This window comes from Microcoleus sp. Pol12A5 (genome assembly GCF_036701435.1).
Taxonomy (GTDB): domain Bacteria; phylum Cyanobacteriota; class Cyanobacteriia; order Cyanobacteriales; family Microcoleaceae; genus Microcoleus.
This window is the reverse complement of record NZ_JAUBQU010000001.1, coordinates 19,031-43,170: the sequence shown is the minus strand read 5'-3', so window position 1 is coordinate 43,170 and position 24,140 is coordinate 19,031. Positions and strand designations below refer to the sequence as shown.

General features: G+C 46.7%; 19 protein-coding genes and 1 riboswitch. Of the genes, 10 read left to right on the top strand and 9 right to left on the bottom strand.

Annotation, left to right across the window (positions count from 1 at the left end):
• Window positions 1-21 precede the first annotated feature (21 nt).
• Together QUA45_RS00185 and QUA45_RS00180 are read left to right on the top strand one after the other, a co-directional pair.
• Window positions 22-2,715, top strand: a complete 2,694-nt coding sequence (locus tag QUA45_RS00185) for an endonuclease MutS2 (RefSeq protein WP_333218916.1) — start codon at window positions 22-24, stop codon at window positions 2,713-2,715.
• Between the two features lie 159 nt (window positions 2,716-2,874).
• Entirely contained in the window at window positions 2,875-3,816 is a 942-nt protein-coding gene (locus QUA45_RS00180; RefSeq protein ID WP_333218826.1) for a site-specific DNA-methyltransferase, read from the top strand.
• A gap of 503 nt (window positions 3,817-4,319) precedes the next feature.
• Here QUA45_RS00180 and QUA45_RS00175 read toward each other — a convergent pair.
• Window positions 4,320-4,532 (bottom strand): helix-turn-helix transcriptional regulator, encoded by a 213-nt coding sequence (locus tag QUA45_RS00175; RefSeq protein WP_333218825.1) that lies wholly within the window; start codon window positions 4,530-4,532, stop codon window positions 4,320-4,322.
• Window positions 4,533-4,698: 166 nt separating this feature from the next.
• Between QUA45_RS00175 and QUA45_RS00170 the strand changes: the two genes are divergently transcribed.
• From QUA45_RS00170 to QUA45_RS00160, 3 genes are all read left to right on the top strand, one after another.
• Window positions 4,699-4,899 (top strand): hypothetical protein, encoded by a 201-nt coding sequence (locus tag QUA45_RS00170; RefSeq protein ID WP_333218824.1) that lies wholly within the window; start codon window positions 4,699-4,701, stop codon window positions 4,897-4,899.
• Window positions 4,900-4,916: 17 nt separating this feature from the next.
• Window positions 4,917-5,522 (top strand): DUF3038 domain-containing protein, encoded by a 606-nt coding sequence (locus QUA45_RS00165; RefSeq protein WP_333218822.1) that lies wholly within the window; start codon window positions 4,917-4,919, stop codon window positions 5,520-5,522.
• Window positions 5,523-5,706: 184 nt separating this feature from the next.
• Window positions 5,707-7,278, top strand: a complete 1,572-nt coding sequence (locus QUA45_RS00160) for a DUF4335 domain-containing protein (protein ID WP_333218820.1) — start codon at window positions 5,707-5,709, stop codon at window positions 7,276-7,278.
• 393 nt (window positions 7,279-7,671) lie between these two features.
• Here QUA45_RS00160 and QUA45_RS00155 read toward each other — a convergent pair whose 3' ends face one another.
• The 3 genes from QUA45_RS00155 to QUA45_RS00145 form a co-directional block, all read right to left on the bottom strand.
• Window positions 7,672-8,055: a VanZ family protein gene (locus tag QUA45_RS00155; protein ID WP_333218818.1), complete on the bottom strand. Its 384-nt coding sequence runs from the start codon at window positions 8,053-8,055 to the stop codon at window positions 7,672-7,674.
• A gap of 119 nt (window positions 8,056-8,174) precedes the next feature.
• Window positions 8,175-9,533 carry a DUF3370 domain-containing protein gene (locus QUA45_RS00150; RefSeq protein ID WP_333218816.1) on the bottom strand — a complete coding sequence of 453 codons (1,359 nt, stop codon included), beginning with the start codon at window positions 9,531-9,533 and terminating at the stop codon, window positions 8,175-8,177.
• 155 nt (window positions 9,534-9,688) lie between these two features.
• Window positions 9,689-10,612, bottom strand: coding sequence for a nucleoside hydrolase (locus tag QUA45_RS00145; RefSeq protein WP_333218814.1), 924 nt, complete (start codon window positions 10,610-10,612; stop codon window positions 9,689-9,691).
• A gap of 79 nt (window positions 10,613-10,691) precedes the next feature.
• Between QUA45_RS00145 and QUA45_RS00140 the strand changes: the two genes are divergently transcribed.
• On the top strand, window positions 10,692-12,635 hold the full coding sequence (locus QUA45_RS00140) for a S9 family peptidase (protein WP_333218813.1): 1,944 nt from the start codon (window positions 10,692-10,694) through the stop codon (window positions 12,633-12,635).
• Window positions 12,636-12,849: 214 nt separating this feature from the next.
• Window positions 12,850-13,068, top strand: a complete 219-nt coding sequence (locus tag QUA45_RS00135) for a hypothetical protein (RefSeq protein WP_333066921.1) — start codon at window positions 12,850-12,852, stop codon at window positions 13,066-13,068.
• A gap of 212 nt (window positions 13,069-13,280) precedes the next feature.
• Here the strand turns inward: QUA45_RS00135 and QUA45_RS00130 are convergent, their stop codons facing one another.
• The 4 genes from QUA45_RS00130 to ntrB form a co-directional block, all read right to left on the bottom strand.
• Window positions 13,281-14,066 carry a universal stress protein gene (locus tag QUA45_RS00130; RefSeq protein ID WP_333218811.1) on the bottom strand — a complete coding sequence of 262 codons (786 nt, stop codon included), beginning with the start codon at window positions 14,064-14,066 and terminating at the stop codon, window positions 13,281-13,283.
• A gap of 46 nt (window positions 14,067-14,112) precedes the next feature.
• Window positions 14,113-14,952 carry a nitrate ABC transporter ATP-binding protein gene (locus tag QUA45_RS00125; RefSeq protein ID WP_333094952.1) on the bottom strand — a complete coding sequence of 280 codons (840 nt, stop codon included), beginning with the start codon at window positions 14,950-14,952 and terminating at the stop codon, window positions 14,113-14,115.
• 108 nt (window positions 14,953-15,060) lie between these two features.
• Window positions 15,061-16,491, bottom strand: a complete 1,431-nt coding sequence (locus tag QUA45_RS00120; protein WP_333218809.1) for an ABC transporter substrate-binding protein — start codon at window positions 16,489-16,491, stop codon at window positions 15,061-15,063.
• 65 nt (window positions 16,492-16,556) lie between these two features.
• A complete protein-coding gene (ntrB, locus tag QUA45_RS00115; RefSeq protein ID WP_333094957.1) occupies window positions 16,557-17,405 on the bottom strand; it encodes a nitrate ABC transporter permease in 849 nt (282 codons plus the stop codon).
• A gap of 99 nt (window positions 17,406-17,504) precedes the next feature.
• Window positions 17,505-17,717, bottom strand: a riboswitch (cyclic di-AMP (ydaO/yuaA leader).
• 171 nt (window positions 17,718-17,888) lie between these two features.
• On the opposite strand from ntrB, the gene QUA45_RS00110 reads away from it, so the two are divergent.
• Window positions 17,889-19,085 carry a sensor histidine kinase gene (locus tag QUA45_RS00110; RefSeq protein WP_333094960.1) on the top strand — a complete coding sequence of 399 codons (1,197 nt, stop codon included), beginning with the start codon at window positions 17,889-17,891 and terminating at the stop codon, window positions 19,083-19,085.
• A 75-nt stretch (window positions 19,086-19,160) separates the two neighbouring features.
• Here QUA45_RS00110 and QUA45_RS00105 read toward each other — a convergent pair whose 3' ends face one another.
• Window positions 19,161-20,498 (bottom strand): ArsB/NhaD family transporter, encoded by a 1,338-nt coding sequence (locus QUA45_RS00105; protein WP_333218807.1) that lies wholly within the window; start codon window positions 20,496-20,498, stop codon window positions 19,161-19,163.
• Window positions 20,499-20,705: 207 nt separating this feature from the next.
• On the opposite strand from QUA45_RS00105, the gene QUA45_RS00100 reads away from it, so the two are divergent.
• Both QUA45_RS00100 and bchD read left to right on the top strand, forming a co-directional pair.
• Window positions 20,706-21,989 carry a HAMP domain-containing sensor histidine kinase gene (locus tag QUA45_RS00100; RefSeq protein WP_333094964.1) on the top strand — a complete coding sequence of 428 codons (1,284 nt, stop codon included), beginning with the start codon at window positions 20,706-20,708 and terminating at the stop codon, window positions 21,987-21,989.
• A 34-nt stretch (window positions 21,990-22,023) separates the two neighbouring features.
• On the top strand, window positions 22,024-24,129 hold the full coding sequence (bchD, locus tag QUA45_RS00095; RefSeq protein ID WP_333218805.1) for a magnesium chelatase ATPase subunit D: 2,106 nt from the start codon (window positions 22,024-22,026) through the stop codon (window positions 24,127-24,129).
• The last annotated feature ends 11 nt before the right edge of the window (window positions 24,130-24,140 follow it).

Here is a 24,140-nt window from a genome sequence, read left to right as displayed (position 1 = left end):
ATTACCAACACCACCTCAACTTTGATTCAAGCCGAAACACTAGAACTATTAGAATGGCCGCGCCTGTGTCAGCACTTAGCTACCTTCGCGGCCACCAAACTTGGCGTCGCCGCCGCCCTCGACCTCGAAATCCCGGCAACTCAAGCTCAAACAGCAGAACTCCTAGCCCAAACTCAGGAAGCTTATCAGTTAGAGAGCCGCGCTGGCGGTGCTTTGAGTTTTGAAGGCATCCAAGACATCGGCACTTCTCTGCAGCGAGCCGAACTGCAAGGTTTGCTCAGCGGCGAAGAATTGCTGGCAATTGCTACTACCCTCGCCGGAGCAAGGCAATTGCGCCGGATAATTGACTCTCAGGCAGATGTGCCGACGCTCAAAGAACTTGCAGCCCAATTGCGGACTTATCCCGAAGTAGAGCAAGAAATCCATCGCTGTATAGACGATCGCGCTCAAGTAGCAGACAGAGCCACTCCTAAATTAGCAGGAATTAGAGTTCAAATGCGACAGTTGCGCGATCGCATTTATCAAATATTGCAGGGGATTTTGCAGCGCCAATCCAACGCCGTACAAGAACAGCTAATTACCCAAAGAAGCGGACGCTTTGTCGTTCCCGTCAAAGCTCCCCAAAAAGATGCGATACCGGGCATCGTTCACGACTCTTCGGCCAGCGGCGCGACACTGTACGTAGAACCCCACAGCACAGTCAATCTTAACAACCAAATGCGGCAGTTGCTCAGGCAAGAACAAGCCGAAGAAGAAGCAGTTCGCCGCGCCCTCACGGAGCAAGTCGCAGCAGTCAAACCCGATTTAGACAGATTGGTGGTGGTAGTTACAACTTTAGATTTAGCCGCCGCTAAAGCGCGTTATAGTTTTTGGTTGCAAGCAAATCCGCCGAAATTTATCGAATTGGGAGAGCCAGAATTAGCACCAAAAAATCCAGAAAAAGAAGATGAGGAAAAAGAAGATGAGGAAAACTCAGAAAACAGTCAATTATTAATTCGCAACCTGCGATCGCAAATTACCCTGCGCCAGTTGCGCCATCCTTTATTAGTTTGGCAGCAACAGCACGAGCAAGGGTTTCCAGTCGTGCCGGTCGATTTAACCATCGGGCCGCACATCCGCGTCGTCGCCATCACTGGCCCCAACACTGGCGGCAAAACTGTCACCCTCAAAACCTTGGGCTTGGCAGCTTTAATGGCGAAAGCAGGAATGTTTGTTGCCGCCCGCGAACCCGTAGAATTGCCTTGGTTCGACAATATTTTGGCTGATATTGGTGACGAACAATCTTTGCAGCAAAGTTTGTCTACTTTCTCCGGCCATATCCGCCGCATCAGCCGCATTTTAGAAGTTTTACACAATAAATCCCAGGCTGAAGGGGAAGAAAATTCAAACCTGAAAATTACTAATTTCCAACAGCAAGAGGAGGAAGTCACCGATCCACAGAACACGGTTTCTGCTTTCCCAATCCTCAAACCTAAATTACAAATTCCCCAACCCCAAATCCCAATTGCCAATTCCCAATTACCAATTCCCAAATCTTTAGTTTTGTTAGACGAAGTAGGAGCGGGGACAGACCCCTCAGAAGGCAGTGCATTGGCGATCGCCCTGTTGAAATACCTCGCCCAACATTCCCTATTAACAGTTGCAACTACCCACTTTGGCGAACTCAAAGCCCTCAAATATCAAGACTCCCGCTTTGAAAATGCCTCAGTAGAATTTGACGACAATTCCATGCAGCCAACCTATCGCTTGCTGTGGGGAATTCCCGGACGTTCCAACGCCCTCACCATTGCCAAAAGACTCGGTTTGCTAGCATCCATAGTCGAAGAAGCTCAAACCTATGTGGGGGGAGCCTCTCAAGATGTCAATCAAGTAATTGCTGGACTCGAAGCACAGCGCCGAAAACAGGAAACCAAGGCCAGAGAAGCAACTCAACTGCTACACCAAACCGAAAAACTGCACAGAGAAGTTTCTCAAAAAGCAGCCGCTTTGCAAGAGCGGGAGCGAGAACTAAAAATAGCTCAGGAAGTGGCAGTAAATGAGGCGATAGGGTCAGCAAAATCAGAAATTGCTCAAATCATTCGTCGCTTGCAGTCGGGCAACCAGACGGCTCAAAATGCCCAACAAGCGACAGAAACCTTAAATCAAATTTCTGAAAAACACCTGCCCTCTCGCCAACAACCGGCTAAACCCAAACCGGGTTTTATGCCGAAAGTGGGCGATCGCATCCGCATTCCCAGCTTGGGCCAAACCGCCGAAGTCCTCAGCGGCCCCGATGCTAACGAAGAGTTGAGCGTTCGGTTTGGGATTATGAAAATGACTGTCAAACTGGGAGAAATTGAATCCCTCGACGGTCAAAAACCGGAAACTAAAGCTCAATTAGCCAAGGCGGCCGCCCAAGCACAAGCACTCGCTACCGCTAAAGCTAAGCAAGCAGCGGCGGAACCTGCGAAACCCAATCCCGAAATCGCCATTCGCACTGCTAATAATTCGATCGACCTACGGGGCGCGAGAGTCTCAGACGCAGAAATCGAAATAGACAGAGCTCTTTCCAAAGCCGTGGAATACGGAGTCCTGTGGATAATTCACGGCAAAGGTACGGGACAGTTGCGGCGCGGGGTTCACGAGTTCCTCGCGAATCACCCGCAGGTTTCCCGCTTTGAGCTCGCCAGTCAAAAAGAAGGAGGTGCAGGTGTTACCGTGGTTTATTTGAAATAGTCAGGATTTACGCATTTCCGGTTGACTCGTAATTATATAGTTATCAGCAGCAAAACAAGTCGCAAGGAACATATCATACTGATGCAACCGGAATGGATACTATACTGCAAATGTGGAATAATTAAGAGTTGATTTCCCACTTTAGTAACTGCCTGACTAATGAAAAAAACTCCCTCAAATGAAGTTTTGGTTGGCGACTGTCGTGAAGTGATGAAGACATTGCCAGAAAATTATATTTCTGCGTGTATCACTGACCCACCTTATAATTATGAATTTATTGGTCATAAATGGGATGACTCAGAAATTCAAAGGCGTATTGAAAGAGTCAATGGCAAGGGAAATAAAACCCTTGTTAAAAACATTCCCTATGGCAGTGGTTTAGCAGGTGGAGTCAGAAACGAAAAATGGTATCAAAGGAATCGCAACAACACTCTGGATTATGAAAAGTGGTGCTTTGAGTGGGGTGAGCAGCTTTTTCGGATCTGCAAACCGGGTGCGACAGTTTTAGTTTTCAACAGCACACGGACTGTTGCTCACGTACAAGTAGCACTTGAAAGTGCTGGTTTCTATGCCAGAGATATTCTTGTGTATAAAAGATCCAGTGGTATCCCTAAAGGTGTCAATATCAAACAACAGTTAGAGAAGAAAGGATATGAAAACTCTGAAAAATGGGATGGTTGGCACAGTTGTCTGAGGAACGAATGGGAAGCAATCTGCGTACTTCAAAAACCCCTGGTCAATAATTACTTGGAAACTCTACAGGAGTATGGTACTGGTCTATTTTATACTAAAGATCAGTTCGGTGGTTTTCAGTCCAATATTTTAGAAGGTATACAGCGTGAGAAAACCGAGGAGTTTAACGTCCACTGCACAGTTAAACCAATCGCTCTCATGAGAAAGCTGGTCGAAATATTTGTACCGCGTTTGGAAAATTCTATTTTAATCGACCCTTTCGCAGGATCGGGAACTACATTGCTGGCGGCGAAAGAATTTGGCATTAGGTATGTTGGCATTGAAATAGTACCTGACTACATAGAGATTATCAACAAGCGCCTTGATAGTTTCAGCGGTATACAGGGAATTCTCCCACTTTTTCAATAAGAAAAGACTTTAAATCAAATCCGCTTATTGTTTGTATAAACTCAAACGAATCGTCCCCCGTGTAAACTTTCCAAGTCCCGGCTTGGCACGCTGTAATAGCTGCGGGCAAATTATGTTGTCTAAGGATTAAAAAAACTGGCTGGTAATTATAAGTACGAAGTAGTGGCCCATAAGATTTGAACTTTTTCAGTGTTCCAGAATCTCCTGAGCCAATACGATATTTTGTATCTATTGCGTACCCATCAACAATCAGATCGCACGGCTCATCGCTTCCAACTTTAAATGCTGGCTGAAAACTACTGCAAAATGTTTTACACGTTTCAGTAACTAACAATTGCCAACACATACCTAACTCACGTCCCCAATATTGCCTATTTTATTTTTTTCTTATTGGAGAAATACCAAACACATCCATTAAAATATCGTGTTCTTCATTCTCTTCTGCATAAATTTTTTCGGTAAATGAGTTTTGGTATCTTGCTAAAATTTGCTCGAGTCTTCTTTCAGTCATCATCAATTACCAGCTCAGCTAGGCTAACTGATAATGCCTTGGCTATTTTGCTGGCATTAAGCAGGGTTATATTCCTTTCACCTCGTTCAACTGAACCAATATAGGTGCGATGTAATTCAGATAGTTCTGCAAGCCGATCTTGGGAAAGATTTCTGAGCTTTCTGAAATGTCTAACTTTTTTACCAAATTGCTCCGTAATATCCATAGATGGCGCCAGATGAAGCAATCACAACTATAATCTGACAGACTATAAGTAGCGACAGACTATAAGTAGCATTCGAGAGCGCTAGGATATTTGCATTGATATAAGGCCCGATAGTTTCAAAGCACTGATTTGATTTCGGTCACTGTGTGGCGTAGGATGGTTAGGGGTGAAAATCTCTGGGTTTTGCGGATTGCGATCGATCGAACTTGAAACCGCAACTTTTCACCCGCAACTCCGTCCAGCAGTTAGGATTGCCGGAATCAAAGCAACGAGCTATGGAGAAAAATTAACAGATGTGCTGTTGCCCACAGGCTGCAAAGCTTCAATCACTGCATACTGTTTGATATCCTGCCTCAACCAGTCTTAATTTCCCGTGCTGAAGCCATGCGCTCGACCGTAAAGTCCTCCGCTCCCACAAACGAAAGGGGCCCATCTCCCAACTGGGAAGAATTGACCCAAAAAGCACCAGAACCTACTCAGTTGGACAACATTAAAGCCCAACTGGATTTAGTGCTGTTAGCCCTAGAAGCACTGGCAGAAATTGGCTCAGAGGCGATGCTCAAGGTAGCAGCCGAACTGAATTTAGAGCCAATGGTAGCCGATCGGGTAGCTTTGTGGCGGCTGCGCCAATCTAACCCGCTGCGGAAAGGCCACGGAGGGCGCAAAAAACTAGATGTGGAGGAAGCTCGATCGCTAGTTTTGATAAGCTGTCATTTGGCAAAACAGCACCAAGCTTTAATCCGCCGCGCTGTTGCTTTGCTCGAACAAATGGCCGAGCAAAACCGCGAACCTCACACAATCGCTTTGCTGGGAGATTATATTGACAGGTTCAGCAACACTTATGGCTCGCGCATGGAAGATGCAGAAAACTTATCGGCCCGAGAACTGAGTGATTTGGCCCTCAAACTCCTGATCGATTTGCTGTTTTACAGCAGTCCCGGCGGCCACCGTCGCCTCTGGCTGGCTCTTCTAGACCGCGCTAAGAATTAGGCTAAGCATAATGGGAACGAGAATCACAAACATCGGGAACAGGCAAGATGCCTGTTCCACCAGAAAATTTATTTATTGTGGAACAGGCATCTTGCCTGTTGCTAAAAAAGCTTGTTAAGAATGCTGCAAAATATCAGATAAAACATAGTTATTCCCTCTTCCTTCTTCCTTCTTCCTTCCTGCTATGGTTCTCAAACGGTACACGCCCCCCACTTGCACGCTGGAAATTACAGCCAAAAGTTCGCCTCTATCTCGCTGGGCGGGCCAACCGGTGTTTAAATCTTTAAGTTTCGAGCTGCGACTCGACGACCCCAGGCTGCCTGATACCCAACACGTTACTCTCAGGGGCGATCGAATTCAACTCGAAACCCTCCACGAAGCTGTCAGCAACTACGTCCAAAACTTGCTCGGCGAATCCCGCGATTGGGAAAGCAACCTCAACTCTCAAACCGGCCGTATCCCTGCGGGCCCAGACTCGCCAGAAGTCGCGCGTAATGCCGTTATATTCGATCGAGCCGTCAACACTTCCGAACTAGCAAATTCCAACCCCTACTCTCTCCCAACTTCCTACCTTCCGGTTCCCCCCCGCTTAGAACCGCGCGGCTTGCTCGCCCACAACTTGTTTTTAGGCTCTTTGAGCGCAGCAGAATCTGGGCCAGTAGTTCCATTGAGCACGCTGCAACTGTTTGACTTGGCCACAGCACTAGATGACTGCGCCGCCGAAGTGATGGCGCTTCCCAACCTCAACCGCGAGTCTCAACGGCCGCTGTCCTCACCCTGGCTCAAGGTGGCAGCATTGCTGGTCGCCAGCGCTGGCCTGACGACAGGAACTATCAAAATGCTCGATCGATCCGCCACCTCCCCCCAAACCGCCACAGCCCCCGATCCAGGAAACCCCCAGTTAGCTGCCGGCGTCTCCCCCAGTCCTGTTGCCGCCCTACCGACACCCCCAGCACCAACACCCGCCGCCACACCCACTTTACCGCCCCTGCCGCCCCCGCCCATCAACACCGCCGCCTCCCCCAGCCCCAGCTTGCCCCCCATCGCCCTCGCCCCAAATCCCCCCACCAACAGACCCAGCCCCATCCAGCAGCCACCCCTGCTATTTCCCCCCAACGGCAGCGCAGCCAGCGCCCCACAGAGCGCCCCAGCTTTCCCTAAAGGGCAAACGATCACTATTCCCGCCCCCGAAGAACCACCCATTTCCCCCCCCCAAGCACCCGCACCAGTACCCTACGTGCTGCCCCCCCTACCGCCGAGACTAGCTCCCGCCGTACCGCCCCCCCTGCCGCCCTCGCTGTCGGCTTCCCGATTTCCCGTTCCCCCGCCGCAGCCCTTCCCCAGCCCCATCGAGCCGATTGTCCCCCCCGCCAGTACCGAACTCCCACCCCTTGAGGACGATCAACCAACCACCGAGTCCGAGGACAACAACCAGGCTGCCGCTAGCCAAAAAAACCGCACTTTATTTGATACAATTCCTCAAGTTTCAGAAGCTAGAACTTACTTTGAGGAACGCTGGAAGCCTCCAGAAGGAATGGAACAAACTTTGGAATACAGCGTGCTGATCGATGAAAATGGGTCAGTTCAAAGTATTGTGCCGATGGGAAAAGCAGCAGCAGATTATATCGAGCAAGCTAATATGCCATTAGTCGGCGAGCCGTTTGTTTCTGCCGTTTCTAATGGCAAAAACCCGAAAATTAGAGTTGTTTTGCGACCAAGCGGTCGAGTACAAACTTTTTTGGAAGAGAGTGATTGAAGGCTCTCAAACACATTGTCCAGATGGGAAATCTCGGTAAATTGCTAATGTTAAACAATTTCAAAAAAAATTAAATTTTCACTGCGGTAGCAGCCGCCAGCGTATTGACAGTTGCTCCCGTTTGTGGTATACATATCTATTAACCCGTGCGGGCAGAGTCACCAGTAAAAAAAAGTTGTTGACACTCGTCAACAGGTTCGCATTCTGCACTCTAGAAACTTCCTTCTTCCTTCTTCCTGACATCCGTTACATCCTCAGAAAGCGAATCCGTTGCCGAACTACCTTCTTCCTGACATCCGTTACATCCGGTACATTGCTCGTTGCCGAACTACCTTCTTCCTGACATCCGTTACATTCGTTACAGAATTCGTTGCCGAACTTCCTTCTATATCATCAATGCCCTTTTGTTCTATCCCAAACTTCTCCAATCCAATAAAAAACTGCAATCCCCCAAAAACTATATAAAAAATCTTCAATACTAGCAGTACGATTTGGTAAAATGGCTTGCAGCATTTCTTCTGCAGCAGTGAACATAGTAAAAATTGCGGAACCGAAAGGAATTGAATAATTAAACAAATTGATCTTTTTTTTGCCTGTTGCTCTATGGCACAAAAAAGATGCTATTCCGTACAAAATAAAGTGACCTAGTTTGTCATAAGGCGGATGAGCGAGAGGAAAGTTGAGTAATTTCCCCGTACCTGCTAAAAGCATAATACTGAGAAGAATTAAAACGTACACAAAACAAGCAACTATCCAGAATTTTTTTGAGAACTTCATCTTTTTTTGCCGATACCCACTAGGGACAAATTAATTATGCGCCGCCCCAAAATAAAAACAAATCTTTAATTGCGTATTGTATTTGTAGGCGTATGCCTAGCAGTAGCAGCAGCTCAAGTTTAATGGGTTTTTACTGTCAAAACTTGCGGCGGTGACGCATCGGGTGGATAAATAAAATCCACTTCTACAAGTCGCTTTTCTCCCGATTTCATCTCTAATTGTACTAAAGGTTCCCCCTGCTGTCCCCGCCGCTGGACTAAATGCACGTAGCGAGTTTGAGGCACTTTACTGTCATCATTATACCGCACTCGAACCGTTCCCCTAAAAAAAGTTTGAGGTGCCGGAGGTTCTAAAAAATTAAGTCCTCCTGAAGTTAATTTGTCTGTCTTAATTGGAGTTTGAATTGCGACAGTTACAGTTTGATTCTTGCTGGTAAAATTGTACAGTGGCAAGCTGAGACTGTATTGAATTCCGTAATTGCCGTGGGCGCGGTATGCTGTATCTGGGTAGCGGACTAGCATCCTCGCACTTTGCACTTGATTTGTGCCCAGCATTCCGCGCGGGAGGCTGCTTAATGGATAGGAAAATGCTGTTCCGGGTTGGGGAATTGCTAGGTTTGATGTGGCGGGGTTGTCGGAGAGAAGTGATCGCCATTCTGAACCTAATGCTACACCGGCAACTCGACCGTAAATTATTTGACCTTCGGTGATTTCGGGCGGTGTGGGAACTCGATCGCGCGGCCCGGCTATATTACCATTGTCTAATAAGTTTTGCCATTCTGCTAAATTAGGCGATCGCTCGTTTCCCTGTCCGTTTCCCTGTGCGTCAACTGGGGCAAACATCGCAAGACTGGCAACATAGACTATACCATCGCTCCGCAACCGCATCAAGGTCGATCGACCGTTTAGCGGCGGCACCAATCCCCGCACCGGTATCGGATGATTCATCAACATTTGGCTTTTTCCCGGTGGAATAATTAACCCAGGCCCAAACTCTGACTGTCTCCTTCCTCTCAAAATATCATTCACAGCGCGGCTTCCGGGCCCAGCGTAAATATTACTGTTTGAATTATCGACTTGCGGCGGCAATTCAATAAAAGGTGCATCGGGTTGACTGAGATAACTCGCAGCTTGCAATATATCTATTTTTACAGGTTTATTGCCCGGATTGTAAACAATTACTCCTTGATACAAGGTTCGCAAATCTTCCGGGGAAGGTGCGCGGGCTATGTGGTGGGCAAATATGTCGAAACGTCCTTGAAAGGCAAAGTTTAAATGTGCCGCCGGAAATCTTTTACCATCCGGAGGAAATGTTGAAAGCAAAATTCCTTCTTGCAGCACTAATTCAGGACTGTTGCTGTTAAATACTGGTATGTTGTCTAACTGTCCGGGGAGAGGTCGTACTTCTTGGATTTGGACTATTTCTTGAGGTGCGGGAGGGGTTTGGGCTAAGGGGATGATTGATAGAGGTGGCAGCATTTTTTGATGTTTTGCACTTGGGAGTTGAGATTTTTTTTACCGCAGAGGGCGCAGAGGGCGCAGAGGAAGAGAGGGAAGAGAAGAGGAGGTTAATATTTGTGTCAGGGCGGGTTTTGTACGGAGATTTTGGTCGCTTCTAGCAGATATTGTGATTTTTACCGCGCCCACTGTTGTAATATGTAGTTGTAAAATTTGGCAGTGTCTACTTGATCCATTGCTTGAATTTTTCGCCCTCCCGTTTTAACTTTTGTGCGTCCTTGGCTGATGCCTTCGGTAATAATTTCTGTTTCCCATTCTCGCAGTTGGTAAAATTCTGGATGCGCTAAATAAGCGGTTGCCAAAATGTCCCAAAAATAGTAATCTTGAGATATTGCTAGGGCATAACACTGTCCTGCTAAGTCGGAAATTGGATATTTGTGCTGTCTTGCTAAGAGATTGGAAAATTCTACAGTTAGCGGTACATTATTGGTGATATCTAAAGGACACATGACAACGGGAATTTGGGTTTGCCAAATTCTCTCGATTGCTATCGGGTCCCAGTAAGCATTCCATTCCGCCGACATATCTTGTCCGGGTTCCATATCTTTGCTAACATTGCCGATAACATTGAGGGCGCCTCCCATCCAGACAATTTCTTGAATTTTGCTTTCAATTTCTGGCGCGATATCTAAAGCTTGCGCTACTGTTGTTAACGGCCCCGTTACCATTAATGTGACTGGTGCGGCTGCATCTTGCAAAACTCGCACCATAAAGTTTTGTCCGGGTTCTGATATTAACCGCGTGTCAATGGTTCCTTTTTCATTTAGAATGGGAAGTCGATCGACTGCAAAGGAATCTCGCCGAAATAACACCGGAAATGGATTCAGTCCCCGCACCGTACTCGCCGCCACCGGAACTTCTGAACGCCCCATCAAATCGAGGATTTTGCGTGTTGCACTCACCGCCGGTTGAATGTAGCAGTCCGCAGGAGTTACAATTACTCCCAGAGTTTCGACTTCCTCCATTGTCATCAGCAATACGACAGAGAGATAGTCGTCAACTGCACCGTCGTGATCCATTAGTACGAGTTTTTTGGACATTTTGCTTTCCCGGTGACTGAATTAGTGTAAAGTACAAATATAAATTTATTTGTGCATCAAACACAACAGCCTTAACTATATGAATACAGTATCACCTTACGGCTCTTGGAAATCACCTATTTCTTCCGATTTAATTGTTTCTGGAACTGTCGGACTGGGACAAATTGCTATTGACGGCGATGATAATTACTGGGTTGAGGGAAGGCCTTCGGAAGCGGGGAGAAGCGTCCTCGTGCGGCGCACTCCTGACGGTACAATCAGCGACGTGACACCGCATCCTTTTAATGTTCGCACTCGCGTTAACGAATACGGCGGCGCTGCTTTTGCAGTTGCTGGCGGTGTTGTCTATTTCTCTCATTTTGCCGACCAACGTATTTATGTTCAAACATTAAATTCTCAACCCGAACCTCTGACTCCTGCTGCTAATTCTCGGTATGCAGATGCGATAATTGACAAGCAGAGAAATCGCCTGATTGGCGTGCGCGAAGACCATGCAGGTGAGGGTGAATCTGTCAATACTATTGTTAGCATTAATTTAGATAACGGCGAAGATATTCAAATCTTAACTCAGGGCAATGATTTTTATGCTTCCCCTCGTTTAAGTCCAGACGGTTCTCTACTTTCCTGGATTTGTTGGAACCATCCAAATATGCCGTGGGATGGCACAGAATTGTGGGTAGCAGAAATTAAGGCTGATGGTTCTTTAGGTGAAAAATACTTAGTTGCTGGCGGGGTTGAGGAGTCGATTTTTCAACCGGAATGGTCGCCCGATGGAGTTTTGTATTTTGTTTCTGACAAGTCGAACTGGTGGAATTTCTATAGAACCGTCAATCCCCGCTTGCCGAGGGAACAACAACAGGTCGAACCTCTGTGCGAAATGGCGGCTGAATTCGGACTTCCCCAGTGGGTTTTTGGAATGTCTACTTATGCCGTTGTCTCGGAAAGCAAAATTATTTGCACCTACACTCAGCAAGGCCAGTGGCATTTAGCAAGTCTTGATTTAACGACAAAGCAGTTGACAACAATTGAAACGCATTACACTGATATTTCCTCCGTCAAAGCGCGGGGAGAAACTGTGGTTTTTCTTGCAAGTTCGCCAACTGAATCTACTGCTATTGTACAATTAAATTTAGCAACAAGTCAACTGTCAATCTGGCGCCAATCGAGCAATTTAAGCATCAATCCGGGTTATCTTTCTGTACCGGAACCTATCGAGTTTCCCACGGAAAACAATTTGACTGCTTTCGGTTTCTTCTATCCCCCGAAAAATCAAGATTTCGCAGGGCCTGCGGGTGAAAAACCGCCGCTTGTCGTCAAAAGTCACGGCGGCCCAACTGCCGCTACTTCTAGTAGCATGAATTTGAAAATTCAATATTGGACGAGTCGCGGTTTTGCCGTGCTCGATGTTAATTACGGCGGCAGCACTGGTTACGGCCGAGAATACAGAAAAAGACTGCAAGATAGTTGGGGAATTGTCGATGTTGACGACTGCGCTAACGGTGCTAAATATTTAGCTGAAAAAGGTTTAGTTGATGGCGAAAAAATGGCGATCGCCGGAGGCAGTGCAGGGGGGTACACTACTCTGTGCGCTCTTACTTTCCGCGATGTGTTTAAGGCCGGTGCGAGCTATTATGGAGTTAGCGATTTGGAAGCTTTGGCAACGGATACTCACAAATTTGAAGCGCGCTATCTGGATGGATTAATCGGGCTTTATCCTGAAAGAAAAGATTTGTATGTAGCTCGTTCGCCGATTCATTCCGCCGAACGTTTATCTTGTCCCGTTATCTTTTTTCAAGGATTAGAAGATAAAGTGGTTCCGCCCAATCAAGCGGAAATGATGGTAGAGATATTGAAAGCTAAAGGTTTGCCGGTTGCTTATGTTGCTTATGAAGGGGAACAGCACGGTTTTCGCCGCGCTGAAAATATCAAAAGAACTCTTGACGGCGAATTCTATTTCTATTCCCGGGTGTTTAAGTTTGAGTTAGCTGAACCTGTGGAGGAAGTGGTGATTTTCAATCTTTAGAAAACATTAAGTTTGCAGTTGCTCGGTCTTCCCTAAAACGCACCTGCCCACTTTATCATAATTCGCCAATTTCAAATGTGATTTACTTCACAAATTTTGCTGTTTATTGTCACACCTTTAAAGGCAATAGAGCTATAAATTTTTATAGTGCGATCGCCTTTTGTTGTTGCAGAAACGCCCGATCGCGCGATCGTCGAATTTAGACTCAATCGCTATGCAAACTCCTGTCCACCTGATTCCATCTGCTTTGGCCGAGCTGTTTGCCGAAGTGAATCAAAATGGCTACATTACTCTAGCCGATAGGTATGGTTTGATGGCTGCTATTTTTGACGAAAATTTGACTGAGGAAGACAAACGCTCGATCGATCGACTGCTGCGCTCTGTGTGCCGGGGAAGGATAAAATTAGTTAACGAATTGTCTATGCTCAGGTAAGTGACGACATTTTTCCTTAAGAGGAACTTTAAACATCTCAATAATCAAAAAAAGTCCCACTTGTCTGTTAGTTGGAACTTCGAGCGAGAAAACTATTGTTAATCTTTTATCGACATAGAACTTACGCAAAAAAATGTTTAGCGCGCGAATTTATAGCGGTAGGGTTTGCACTGCGAACCTTACATATAGTTTTGCGTAAGTGCTGAACCAGTTTAATGTGCAGGTATAGTTGTAGCCAACTGTAACTTACTCAAACTTTCTTCAGGCTGAACCTCCATCTGATAGCTGAGTGCCGAAGGAATCCCGAGTACGCAGCACGGAAAATTATTGCCTAGTTCCCTAACCAGCGAGTGGTTTCCCGAATCGCAGCCCAAGAAAAGTAAGTTGGCTGATTCTAATTCAACCACATTTCTCAGTTCTGTAGCAACCCGCCCGATGCGTAAATGAGCTTTGAATAAACCGCGCCACTCCTCAGCCAAACAGCGCGCTTGCCACAGCAACTTATCTGCTACCTCGTACTCATTTTTTTGACCAAAAATTTCTCGAAAATAATGCGGATCGATCCAAGTTTTTTGCTGGGCTACCGATGGGATTTCGGTTTGTAAAGCCAGCGCAGGCGCTGCACAATTAAGCGCGAATGCTTCCTCTAAATTAGACACTTTCTGCTGTGCGACCAAGGCATTTGCTACAGCAAATTTGCAATTATCTTCACCGTAACTTTTTGGCGATTCGTCGATCACGTAGACGACTTGAACCGTGACTTCTTTAGTTGTTACTAAACGAGTTTGATGCGCCATCCAAAGGGTAATATCCAGAGCTATTTGACTTTGGGGAGAACTGTTGTAACCGACAATAAAATTGATAGTTTTTGCCTGTTTTGGGGATTTTGATTTCTTAGAAACTGGTAATGTTTGCTCTGGCAGCAATACCATTTCTTCTGCTAAATTTTGGTATCCCAATGCACTTTCAAAACGCGCTAACATTGTTTTGAGATTCACAGGCTTAACCTCTCTTAAGTTAATTATTATGTCGATCGGTCGGGTGTTATTCGTCTTGAGTAAAGTAGCGATCGAGAAAATTCAAAGCATAGTTGCGGAGTTCGTAATAATCCTTCGATTCCCGCAACTCCTGGCGATCGCGCGGGTGCGAAAACGGCACTGACAAAATCTCCCCTATTGTCGCCGCCGGACCGTTTGTCATCAGCACAATGCGATCGGACATATAGATAGCTTCATCCACATCGTGAGTAATCATCATTGCAGCTTGTCTGTGATTTTCCCAGATATCCAGCACCTGTTTCTGCAACTTGCCACGAGTTAGAGCATCCAGCGCTCCAAACGGTTCGTCCATTAATAACATTTTCGGTCGAATCGCCAAAGCTCGCGCAATCCCAACCCGCTGTTTCATGCCTCCTGAAATTTCGTCTGGATATTTATCGGCTGCTGCCGTTAAGTTTACCATTGCTAGGTGTTCGTTGACAAGACTAATCTTATCGGGACGGCTAAGACTTTGCAAAACTTCATCAACTGCAAGCCGAATATTTTCGCGCACTGTCAGCCAAGGCAGCAATCCGTAGTGCTGGAATACCATCATGCGATCGGCTCCAGGTTTGCGAATTTCTTTTCCTTCCAGTGTCACCATACCCCTGCTCTGTTTTTCCAAACCAGCCACTATTTTTAGCAGCGTTGATTTGCCACAGCCCGAGTGACCGATTACCGAAATATATTCGTTTTCTCCAATACTTAAATTGATATTGTCCAAAACGCTAAATTCGCTACCGTCAGGATTTTTATACGACTTGAACAAGTTGTTGATTTCCAAAAATTCAGGCTGCTTCTTGACTTGGCTGCTGGCTTCGATAGAAGTAGAAAAGTATTGAGTCACGGTATTCTCCTAAAAAGTAGTAAAGTGTTAATTTGATTTACTTCCGGTTGGGTAAGCGCCGGTAAGGTTCGCCCCCTCGCAGAGGTTCTGCGTTCAGGAATGTAGAAATTAAGACTGAAAAAAAGACTGAGGACGGTTGGCTCGAATTTCAAAACTATTCAAATAACCCACCGGATCGCTTGGATCGAATGCCTTTTTATCAATAAAAAGTTCCGCAGGTTCCACTTGGTAATCCTCCTGGGGACAATCGATCCCCATTTCGGCAACAATCTTGCGGTAAATGTCGGTTCTCCAAGCTTTTTTAGCTAATTCCTCAGCATTTTTTGGAACTTCTTTAATCTGTCCCCAGCGAGCGGCTTGAGTCATCAACCAAATACTCTGAGACTGCCACAGAAATGTTGAATGATTTCCCGGTATTTGAGGCAAATTCTTAGGAATGTCATAGAAAATAGTTGCATCTTCCGATTGTAGGGTGCGGTCTTTTCCGTCAAACCCTCCATAGTTGTAGTCGCCAACTATTGCCGGTCGCGTAAATTTGTCGATCGCCCCTTTTTTCGGTCTCGCCCCCGTAAACGATCGCTCAGTCAGCAGCGCCGATATTTCACTGCGATTTTCCGGCTTGCTGCAATACTGACAAGCTTCCACCATTGCCTTAACCAACGAGTAATAAGTCTTCGGATTTTCCTCAATGAATGATTCCATTACTCCCAAAAGGCGATCGGGATGTCCCAGCCAAACTTCCTTGCCTTGCACGAAGGTAAAACCCACTCCCAAATTGCCTTGAATTGCCCGCGTATTCCAAGGTTCTGCCACCATGTAAGCCTGCATGGCGCCAATCTTGATGTTCGTTACCATCTGCGGCGGCGGCACAATAATTACCCGAAATTCTTTGAACGGATCGACACCCGCAGCCGCCGATATGTAGCGGATAAAGTATTCGTAAATCGCAGAACTCAGAACCACTGCCCAAACTCTGTTTTCCGACGGCTGACTGTCAAAAAAAGCTCGAAATTGTTTGCCAAATTCTTCCAAATTGCCGTTGTATTCGTGCCAAGGGCGTAAACCGGAATCCCACATAGCTTTGTTCATCGTCATGGCATTGCCGTGGCGGTGAATTGTCATTGCCGCGCACAGGGGTGCGTGGCGCGCTCCTTCGGCGCCAATTCGGGCGTTTGTGACGGCGCCGGATACGACTGGGGAGGCGTCGAGGCGGCCGAAGATTACGCCGTCGCGGGAGGTTGCCCAGCTTGCTTCGCGGTTGAGTTTGACGTTTAAACCGTATTTGCGGAAAAAGCCTTTTTTCCAGGCGATCGCAAATGGTGCACAATCGTTAACGGGCACGTATCCTACGGTTAAATTGGGTTTTTCTAAGGTTCGGGAATCGACTACCGGCTTTACGGCTAAGGCTTCTTCTGTGAGTCCTTTTGCCGATCGATCCGCGCTAATTCCACAACCAGATAAAACCATTCCCGCCGCCGCCGCTCCCATTCTTTGAAAAAACTCTCGGCGGTTCCATTCATTGGAAAACTTGTCACTCATATTTAATTCTCGATCGCTAATAACTAAATGTCTGTCATCAATAACCGTGAGCTAATGACTAATTACTAATGATTAATGACCGATCGATGCGTTACCCATTCCTGAACTTTGTCAACTGCAGCGTCGAGCAACAATCCAGTTAAGCCAATTACCAACACCGCTAAAAATACCGAACTTAGATTCAAACGGCTCCACTCATCCCAGACAAAAAAGCCAATTCCCACACCGCCTGTCAGCATTTCCACCGCCACAATCACCAGCCAAGCAATCCCTAAACTAATCCGCAAACCTGTAAAAATGTATGGCAAACTCGCCGGCCAAATTATTTTGGTAATCCGCCTCCATTGCGGGATTTCCAAAACTCGCGCCACATCCAGATAATCCTGGGAAACGCTAGAAACTCCCAAAGCTGTGTTGATAATTGTCGGCCACAAAGACGTGATAAATATGACAAAAATTGCCGACGGCTCTGCTAAATTAAAAATCGATAAAGCTATCGGCAGCCAAGCTAGCGGCGACACCGGTTTGAAGATTTGAATCAGCGGATTGAGCGCCATCATTGCCGGTTTCGACATCCCGATCAGAAATCCCACGGGAATCGCAACTGCTGCACCCAGGAAAAATCCCACCAACACCCGCCGCAAACTCGCTAGCAGCAGCCAGCCAATGCCTAAATCTCCAGGCCCGCGCTGATAAAATGGATGGAATATGTAATCTAAATTAGCGATTAACGCCTGATAGGGAGTGGGAATCAAATCGCTGTTGAAGCTGGCAACAATCCACCACACACCAAGAATTCCCAAAAAACCAGCCGCAGGCAACAAAACAGCATCTCGGATGACAACGGGTTTGACCCGCTTCCACGTTGCAACTCCTGCAAGTACGATCGCAGATAAATTAAGCTGTATGAACATTTCAATCTCCTTCAGAGTCAGGGCAGGTACAAGAATCTTGAACAATACCAACCTGAGACACTGACGAAGCCAAACAATCTTTTTCAGAAATTTGGCTTTTCAGTCTCTTCTCAATGCCTGCGAAGTTAGCTGACGGGCTAGGACTGAGAGATGTCCTTCTCCTTAGATTTCAAAATCAAAAATTACACTCAAATTTGGCAATTTTTAACTTTGCTTTTTAATTCTGTAGAAATTAGCCCCTAAAATTGGTTCCTCCGCTCCAGCCACACGCTTGGTTCGATCGCGCAGTGCTGGATTAGGCTTGACTTTTTAAGCCAATTTAACTTAAGCTAGCACGAGCATTTGCTTTTGTCAATATGTCTTTAGGAGTAGCCATTGGCGATCGGCAAAGCTCCAAAGTTGAGAGAAAATTCCAAAAGTTAATTAATTAAACTCACCTAGAGAGATAAAATGCGATCGGCCACTTCTTTCTCTACTTGAGCCATGAGAGACTTTAGCCTCGCGCTGCAAGATCGAATTGACATAATTATACAAAACTGGATCGAAGCTGTACGCTCCGACGACCAACTCGAAACCGCTAAAGAACTCACCTACAATGGCGTGCGCGACAGCGTTCCAATGGTACTACAAGCGATCGTAACTATGCTTTCCCAATCCCAAGAGAGCGACATTCGCACACTCGTAGAAAAAAGTTTAGAACACGGAACTCTCAGGGCAAAACAAGGCTACGACGCCGAAGAAATTGCGCGGGAATACCGCTTGCTGCGCTGGGTAATTTTCGAGGCTTTAGAGCCAGAATTGGTAAAAGCCTCTGCCGCCGAAGTCAGCAGAGCTTACCGCTTAATTGACACGGCCCTCGACGAAGTAATTGCTAAATGTTTCCAAACTTTTACCCAGGAAAGATTCCAAGAACTAAAGGATTTGCAAAACCAATTGCAACTTACAAATCAAGAACTGACTCGCTTAGTTCGCGCCAATCAAGAGAACTTATCTCACTTAGCTCACGAATTAAAAACTCCCCTCACCTCTATTATCGGCTACTCAGATTTGTTTTTGCGCCAGCAACAAAACTATTCCGAAATTAAAGGTTTTGTTCCCAATATAGGACATATTGATAGAGTCCTCAACAGCGGCAGACTGTTACTGAGATTGATCAACGATACTCTGGAAATTTCGCGGTACGAAGCCGGACAAATAAAGTTACAGCTAACTGCAATCAGCCTGCCAGATGTACTCGCCACTGTTGTCGAAATAATTGAGCCTTTAGCGAAAGCAAAAGGTTTAGAGATAGCTGTAGAGTGCCATCTCTCAGACGAGCGAGTGGTGACAGATTGCTTGCGCTTGCAGCAAATTATCACAAACTTAACCAGCAACGCCATTCGCTACACCACAGCCGGTACTGTTACAATAAAAAGCGAACTTTTGCCAGATAAATATTGGACAGTAACTGTCTCAGATACAGGAATTGGCATTGCTCCCGAAGACTGCGAGCGGATTTTTCAACCCTATTTTCGAGCAGACAACTCCCTAAGCTCTGGCATTCCTGACAGTACCGGCTTAGGGTTAGCAATTGTCGCTCGATTAGTCAAGCTCTTGCAAGGTAAAATCGAATTAGTTTCTCAAGTAGGAGTTGGCTCTTCCTTCACTGTAATTTTTCCCTTAGAATTGGCTGAATTTTAGATGCTTTAGTATTACCAACTAATTTTTATTCCCTCTGCCCTCTGACTTCTGACTTCTTCCCTCTTGCTTCTGACTTCAAATCAGAAACCGAAGAGTTACATAAACAGCCGCAGCCACCAATTGCACCGCCATCACAGGCAGCCCATAACGCAGAAAAGTTTGAAAAGAAATGCGGCGCCCGTGCAGTTCAGAAATTCCCGCCGCCACTATATTAGAAGAAGCTCCTACCAAAGTGCCGTTTCCGCCTAAAGTTGCTCCGTACATCATCGCATAAAACAGCGGCAGCACAGCAGGTGGAAACTGCCCTGCAAAATCGGGAGCCAGCACCTCTGCCGGTGCGAGCCCGATATTAACAACATACTGTTTTAGCAGCGGCACCATCGCCACTACCAGCGGAATATTTGGCACCACACTCGACAACAAACCCACAAAAAATAACAAAACTAAAGAACCCAGAAAAATATTCTTCCCTAAAATTACTGCTAATATTCCAGATATATTGCCGATAACTCCGGTTTTTTCCAAACCGCCAATCAGCACAAAGATAGACATAAAAAATAGGAGCGTGCTCCAATCTAAATCCCGCAAAATATTATTAACAGAATCAATTTTGGAATGGTGAGCTAAAAGCATTGCCAAAGCAGCCCCCAACAAAGCAACCGCTGCAGGTGAAATAGGCACGGGCAGAGACTCTCCTATGACAAAAAATGTCAGCACGAAAGTTATAATTAAGCCGCCCACTGCTAAGACTCGGGGGTGATTAATTTTTGGGCTCGGCAAATGTTCCAAATCCTCTAAGTTTTTGTGCCAAATTTCGCTGAACAGCCAAGGCAACATAACTACTATCACTCCTACGGCAATTGCCCCGCCCAAACTTAACTTTATCAGGTAATCTGCAAAGCTCATGTTAATAGCATCGCCGACAATGAATGTCGCCGGGTCGCCTACTATTGTTAGCAGTCCCGAACTGTTAGCTACAAATACCATTAAAATCAGTAACGGCACAAAATCTACACCGACTTCTTCTGCGATAGGCGGAATTAATGGTGCTAGCAGCATGACTGTCGTAGCATTGGGCAAAACTGCACAAATTGGCGTAGTAATTGCGACAATACCCAGCAAGAGATTTTTACCTTTGCCTTTAGCCAGAAGCACAATTTGAGTTGCCAAATACTCGAATACTTTGGTAGGCTCAAAGGCTCTCACCATTACCATGACTCCGAAAAATAAGCCCAGGGTGGCGTGACTCCGACCGATATATTCGATCGCGTTGTTTAACGTCATCACGTGGGTAAAAACCAGAATTACCGCTCCAAGAAATGCCGCAACTGTGAGGTGTATCCATTCTGTAATTATTAAGAAAATTACACATATAAATGTTGTTGCAGCAATCACAGCTTGCAGGTTTTCCATTTAGTCCCCTGAAAAAAATAAAACTTAAAAATTAAAAACTTTCGGTTCGAGTGAATATACTACTTTCTGGCTCTTCTGTCAATAAATTTAAGTGCTGATTTTGGCAGCCACAAGCTGGGAGCAACTCATCAAGAGCTTTCCGGTACAGGGAAAAAATCACCTCAAAACTACTTCTTTTGGGAGGGTCGCGATCGCCCGAAGTTTGATATGGCGATCGGGCGATCGCTCAACTACAATGAAGCATGGGCAATCTCTGCCAAACTCAACCCCCACGCAGAAATCATGGACTACAGCCAAGTGCTCGCCGACAAAACCGATACTATCGTCCAAAACTGGATTGAAGCAGTTCGTCAGGATCGGAAAATTGAAACCGCTGACGCCTTACCGCACTCAGCAATCGAAAATCACATACCTCACCTGCTGCAGGCGATGACCACAGTGCTTTCCCAATATCAAAACAGCGAAATAAAACTAATAATTGAAGCCAGTTTAGATCACGGATTTCTCAGAGCCGAACAAGGCTACGACGCAGCAGAAGTAGCCCAGGAATACCACTTATTGCGTCAAGTAATATTCTCGCAATTAGAATCCGAATTGCTAGCAGGAAGCACCGCCGACGTATTCAGAGCTTTTCGGCTGATAGATGCCGTACTAGACGAAGCAATTGCCCAGTGTTTCAACAGCTACGTAGCTCAGAGGCTGCAGGAACTTCAACAAATCCAAACTCAGTTACAACTCACCAATCAAGAACTCTCTCGCCTCGTCAGCGTCCATCAAGAAAACGTCTACCATTTGGCTCACGAACTCAAAACTCCTCTCAACTCAATTATTGGTTATTCCGAACTATTCCTGCGAAAAGAAAAATGGCAATCAGAAGTCAAAGATACCCTCCCCGGCATCGAACACATCGAGCGAGTATTGCGTAACGGCAGACACTTGCTTCGCATGATTAATGACACACTAGAACTTTCTCGCGCTGATGCCGGCAAAATTAAACTTAACCTGCAGCGAACTAATGTACAATCAGTAATTAACACCGTAGTAGAAATGATGCAGCCAATTGCTGATGCTAAAGGACTAAAGCTCGCTGTTACCAGCGACTGCGCCCCAAGACAAGTAATCGCCGACGCACAGCGGCTGCAACAAATTCTGATCAACCTGCTGAGCAATGCCATTCGCTATACAGAATCTGGTAGCATCGAATTAAGTTGCCACTCTGCTGGAGAAGGAAAGTGGGCGATCGCAATTACAGATACCGGCATTGGCATCGCCCCGGAAGATACAAAGCGCATCTTTGACCCCTTCTTTCAAGCAGGAGAAGCAGGCAAACAGCTCTTTCCCACCGAAAGCACTGGCCTGGGATTAGCAATAGTATCGCGGCTCGTCACGCTGCTCCAAGGCAAAATCGAGTTAGTATCAGAAATAGGAGTAGGCTCAACTTTTACCGTGATTCTACCCCAAGAAGTTAAAATACTCCAAGAAGTAAGCTAAACATTAAGTTCAAATTTTTACATCCGAAAATCCTATGCCCGCAGCCAACCTTAGCCCTTCCACCACAGCCTTTCCCCTCACCGCCGTAGTCGGGCAAGAAGCAATCAAATTAGCCCTGCTGTTAGCAGCAGTCGATCCCGGATTGGGAGGAGTGGCGATCGCAGGCCGCCGCGGTACAGCAAAATCAGTAATGGCCCGCGCCTTGCACTCATTACTACCACCCATTGAAATTGTTAAAGATTCTTTTTGCAACGCCGAACCTAATGAAATTATTGCCGAACAGGCATCAGGCTTGTTAGCAGAAAATGGCGGGCAAGATGCCCACACCACCGATACTAATTCCTTAACTACTGAAATAATTCCCACACCGTTCATTCAAATTCCTTTGGGTGTCACCGAAGACAGACTCTTAGGTTCAGTCGATGTCGAACAATCAGTAAAATTCGGTCAAACCGTATTTCAACCCGGACTCCTAGCCCAAGCAAATCGAGGCGTACTATATGTAGACGAAATTAACCTCCTCGATGACAACATTTCCAACCAATTGCTAACAGTATTAACCGAAGGGCGCAACCAAATAGAGCGCGAAGGCATCAGCTTTCAACACCCCTGCAAACCTCTATTTATCGCCACCTACAACCCCGAAGAAGGGCCGCTGAGAGAACATTTGCTCGATCGCATCGCGATCGTACTTTCAGCCGACGCAGCACTCGAACTACAAGAAAGAGTCTATGCAGTAGAACAAGCTTTATCCTACTCCAGCTCCCCCCAAGACTTTCTCAATCAATACAGCGAAGACACCGACAACCTCAAAACCCAAATCATCCTAGCCAGAGAATGGCTCAAAGATGTCAGCATTAAACGCGAACAAATTGCCTACCTAGTAGAAGAAGCCATCCGGGGTGGCGTTCAAGGACACCGCGCCGAAATATTCGCAGTCCGCGTCGCCAAAGCCGCCGCCGCCATGGAGGGACGCACAGAAGTTAACGCCGAAGACCTGCGCCGCGCCGTAGAATTAGTCATCGTACCCCGCGCCACCATCATCCAAACTCCCCCAGACGAAAACTCTCCTCCTCCTCCGCCCCCACCGCCTCCCCAAAAGCAGTCAGAACAAGAACAAGACGAACCAGAAAACGAGCAAGAAGACGAAGAAGACCAAGAGGATGAAGACAACCCGGAACCTGAACAAGAACCAGAAAAAGATACCATTCCCGAAGAATTTCTTTTCGACCCCGAAGGCGTAATTCTCGACCCCAGCGTGCTTTTCTTCGCCCAAGCCGCCAGCCGCCAAGGCAAATCCGGCAGCCGCAGCACCATTTTCTCGGAAGATAGAGGCCGTTACGTCAAGCCAGTATTACCCAAAGGCCCCGTCCGCCGCATCGCCGTTGACGCCACCCTCAGAGCCGCCGCACCCTACCAAAAAGCCCGCCGCGACAGGCATTCTAACCCCCCCCAAGCTTCGGGGGTACAAGGGGGAGTTGAGCGCCGTGTATTTGTGGAACAGGGAGACATTCGGGCGAAGCGCTTGGCCAGAAAAGCTGGAGCTTTAGTCGTATTTGTCGTCGATGCTTCGGGTTCGATGGCCCTCAACCGGATGCAGTCGGCCAAAGGTGCAGTCATGCAGCTACTCACAGAAGCTTATCAAAGCCGCGACCAAGTTGCTCTGATTCCCTTTCGCGGAGAACAAGCAGAAGTGCTGCTACCGCCGACTCGCTCGATAGCCTTGGCCCGCAAGCGTTTGGAACGGTTGCCCTGCGGAGGCGGTTCCCCCTTGGCCCACGGTTTGACTCAAGCAGTGCGGGTGGGAGTCAACGCGCGGCAGTCTGGAGATATCGGTCAAGTTGCGATTGTCGCCATTACAGACGGACGCGGTAATATTCCTTTGGCTCGTTCTTTGGGCGAACCGATTGTAGATGGAGAAAAGCCTGATATTAAGCAGGAATTGTTAGAAATTGCTGCCAAAATTCGCGGGTTGGGAATGCAGTTGCTGGTAATTGATACCGAGAGCAAGTTTATTTCGACTGGCTTTGCGAAGGAATTGGCCAAGACTTCTGGAGGGAAATACTATCACTTGCCCAAAGCTACCGAACAGTCGATCGCAGCTATGACTAAAAATGCTCTGCGCGACGCGATCGGCTAAAATCCTGACAC